The 3,358-nt window shown below is 35.1% G+C and carries 2 protein-coding genes; both read right to left on the reverse strand.

The features are described from left to right. Positions 1–740: 740 nt before the first annotated feature. Positions 741–2,822, reverse strand: coding sequence for an LTA synthase family protein (locus FC65_RS09690; RefSeq protein ID WP_010497049.1), 2,082 nt, complete (start codon positions 2,820–2,822; stop codon positions 741–743). Between the two features lie 102 nt (positions 2,823–2,924). Beyond that, positions 2,925–3,158, reverse strand: a complete 234-nt coding sequence (locus tag FC65_RS09695) for a YkuJ family protein (RefSeq protein ID WP_010497047.1) — start codon at positions 3,156–3,158, stop codon at positions 2,925–2,927. Positions 3,159–3,358 lie beyond the last annotated feature (200 nt).

Below are 3,358 nucleotides of genomic sequence, written 5' to 3' on the forward strand. Positions count from 1 at the left end.
AACTTTGTTCAGTTTTCAAAGATCTACTTGTCATTTCACAACAAAGTATATTTTATCATTGTTTGAAACAATTGTCAAACATTTATTTCAATCTTTATTATGAAAAAATTGTAAGTGTCTTACTTAATTACTAAAATATCAATAATACTCTAGAATAAGTAAAAGCGACAACTCAAACATTATACAATGTCGATTGCGACGCTGTCAACAACAAATTTCAAAGAAATTCAAACTGCCACAGCGCCTTAGCGACAAATACTATCTTAGCAACATTTCGAGACTTCGTCAATAACTTTTTTGCATTTCTAAATTTAAATTTATTGATGCTAACAAAAAACCGGAAATCTAAAATAATGTTTGTCTTTTGCTGTCCTAGGTATTTAAAAGCGGAAAAATGTTCTTTTTTACTGTAAATGATCCGTAACACTCCACTGCTAAAAATTAAATAATCAATATTTCGTTGACTATTATTTAAAAGCAAACCAACCAGATCGTTCATCAAAAAGTTTGTCTCTGACTTATTAGCCATCTCAAGGACAGCATAAAGCGGCTAAAAACTATTTGATCAATTCGTTAACAGACTCTCAAAACCATGAATTCAGATAACTGCTACGGATCAGCCAGTACACATAATCTTCCTCCGCCAATTTCTTGCAATAAAAAAAACGTCTCTTGTGCAGCCGAACGGCAACAAAAAAACAGCCCCCAAATAAGTAAGGGACTGTTAAAAAAAATCTATTTTATTTATTGTCATCATCTTTTAATTCAGGAGCATCAGTTTCATACAGATCTTGAGTGGACTTTCCGCCATTTTGATCTATCAAACTAGATTTCTTCTCACGACGTGCCTTCTTCAATGCTTTGATCCCGTCTGAATATTTATATTTATACTGCGATTTATCCACTTTGTTAAAGTCCTGTGGCGTGTAGAAACGTAATAAATCCCCAGTTGTGATCTTGTCAGACATTGACAGCGACTTATCAGTATGATCTTGTTGCTCTTTTAAAATCTGCTTTTGCTGGGCAGTCAGCTTCTTAGTGTCTATCTTCTTACCCTGGTTATCATAAACCTTACTGCCAAGTTTACTTAAATCAGGAGAAACAAAGTCCCCGTTCCGGAAAGCAACTGTCTGATTTCTATTAGTCGACAGCAGATCATTACCTAGTTGAATAGTATCATCATCTTTAATACCCAAAAGGTCCATTAACGTCGGCATCACGTCGATCTCACCGCCGTAGGTATGATTGACCCCACCTTGCAAATTATTAGAATGGATCATAAACGGAACTTTCTCTAACATCGCTAAGTCGTATTTAGAGACAGACTTCTTACCTAAAAGCTTTGCCAATGCTTTTGGATGATTATTGGAAATACCATAGTGATCACCATAAGCAACGATCATCGAATCATCATACAAGCCTGACTTCTTGAGATAATTAATGAATTCGCCAAACGCTTGATCTAGATAATGAGCAGTTTGAACGTAGCCATCAACGGTTTTGTCACCAGTCTTGGTCTTAGCGATCGATTGATTCTGCTTATCCAAATCATATGGGTAATGGTTAGTAACAGTAATGATCTTAGCATAAAACGGCTGCGGCAACTGCTCGAGATACTTAGCAGACTGCTTCAGAAAAATCTTATCTTTCATCCCATAGCCATTATTATAATCATCTTTATCATCGAAATAAGCCGAGTCAAAAAAGTACTGATAGCCCCATGACTTATAGGTATTATCACGATTCCAAAAACTACCCACATCGCCATGCATTGAAGCTGTTGCATATCCTCTTTGATCTAAAAACGCTGGTAAAGCCTGGTAGGTATTAGAAGAACCGTAAGATGTCATACTAGAACCAGAAGGCAAACCATATAAAGAAGTTTCTAACATCGTTTCCGCATCAGATGTTTTACCTTGACCAACCTGATTAAAGAAATTATCAAAAGACATGGTATGTTGATCCGCATAGAACCGGTTGATATTCGGTGTCACTTCTTCGCCATCAGATTTGTAATTTATCAAGAATTGCTGGAAACTTTCCAGATGGAAAATAAAGACATTTTTGCCTTTTTCTTTGCCATAATACGACACATTCGGCTGCGAACGATTTTTGTTGACGAAATCCAAGACCTTGTCCACATCACTACTATTGGCATTTTTTCTAGTAGATGTTTGCTGATGCGTTTGATAAGCTGAATATCCGGCAAAAAAATCAACGCCTAAGTACTTGACAATATAGTTATTATCAAAAGTTCGGGTCAATAATTGCGAACGGTCGCCTTCTGCCAAGCTCAAGTTGATCCCAAATAAAACAATGGCAATAACTGAAGTAATGGCACCATAACGTCTCTTAGGACGGGACTGATCAGGCTGGATCACCTTAAACGACATCATCAATATCAGGATCACAACATCCAAGAATAACAAAAAGTCAGTCGGATGAATGATCTCTAAAATACTAGAACCCAGATTATTTGAAACGGAGCTAGAAGATTTAATAATACCAAATGATAAGAAATCTGAGAACTCACGATAATATAATGTATTAGCGAATAGCCAAGTGGATTGGATCAGACTCACAATGATCTCGATCCAATAAGACTTTTTGCCGCCAAAATATAAACCAATACCTATCAAAAGTAATCCGACAGGAAGCGGATTTAATAACAGCAAAAATTGCTGCATTGTGTTATTAACACCTAAAGTAAAGTTATTTTGATAAGCAAGGTATGTTTTAAGCCAGAATAAAAAAAGGACTAGCCAGAAAAAACCTGCTCTGTTACTTAAAACTTGCCGTGTTTTTTTAAAAAACGAATTCATTTTACAAAATTCCTCCAAATTAAAAACTTGCCTGCTGACAAGTATAAAGGATTAATAAAAAAGAAAAACTGAAAATACAATATCTTCAGTTTAACTTAATAATCAATAATCAAGCAAGTCGTAAATTTCTATTGCAGCTAGATCAATGTTATCGAATTGAAATTTTTGTTTGGTACTGATCTCTTCTAATTCAAAGGCGTTTGCTTTCGGGTCGTAAGTAACTACACCACGTTCTTCCCCTTCTTTTTCAAAACGTCTTGAAACTACTTCATCATCGGCACTCTTGATCATTGCATCCAAGCGCGAAATAATCGCAACTAATTGTGAATTTTCCATGACAAACCCCTTTTCCACTCTTTAAAACTGCTAAATAGGTACCAGACAAAACTATCTGATATATCTATTACATACAAAAACGATAATAACATTTTTTTAAACAAAATAAAATTGAAATTCTTAAATTAGGTCGATTTGGCCTCTTTTTTTACTAGTACTTAACAAGCAGAAAAACGGGTCTAAACTTTTTAGTGTTGATG

This window comes from Ligilactobacillus acidipiscis DSM 15836 (assembly GCF_001435755.1).
Taxonomy (GTDB): domain Bacteria; phylum Bacillota; class Bacilli; order Lactobacillales; family Lactobacillaceae; genus Ligilactobacillus; species Ligilactobacillus acidipiscis.

Excerpts from the sequence above, each read along its gene's own strand:
- FC65_RS09690 (WP_010497049.1), bottom strand. The coding sequence starts at position 2,822 with ATGAATTCGTTTTTTAAAAAAACACGGCAAGTTTTAAGTAACAGAGCA.
- FC65_RS09695 (WP_010497047.1), bottom strand. The coding sequence starts at position 3,158 with ATGGAAAATTCACAATTAGTTGCGATTATTTCGCGCTTGGATGCAATG.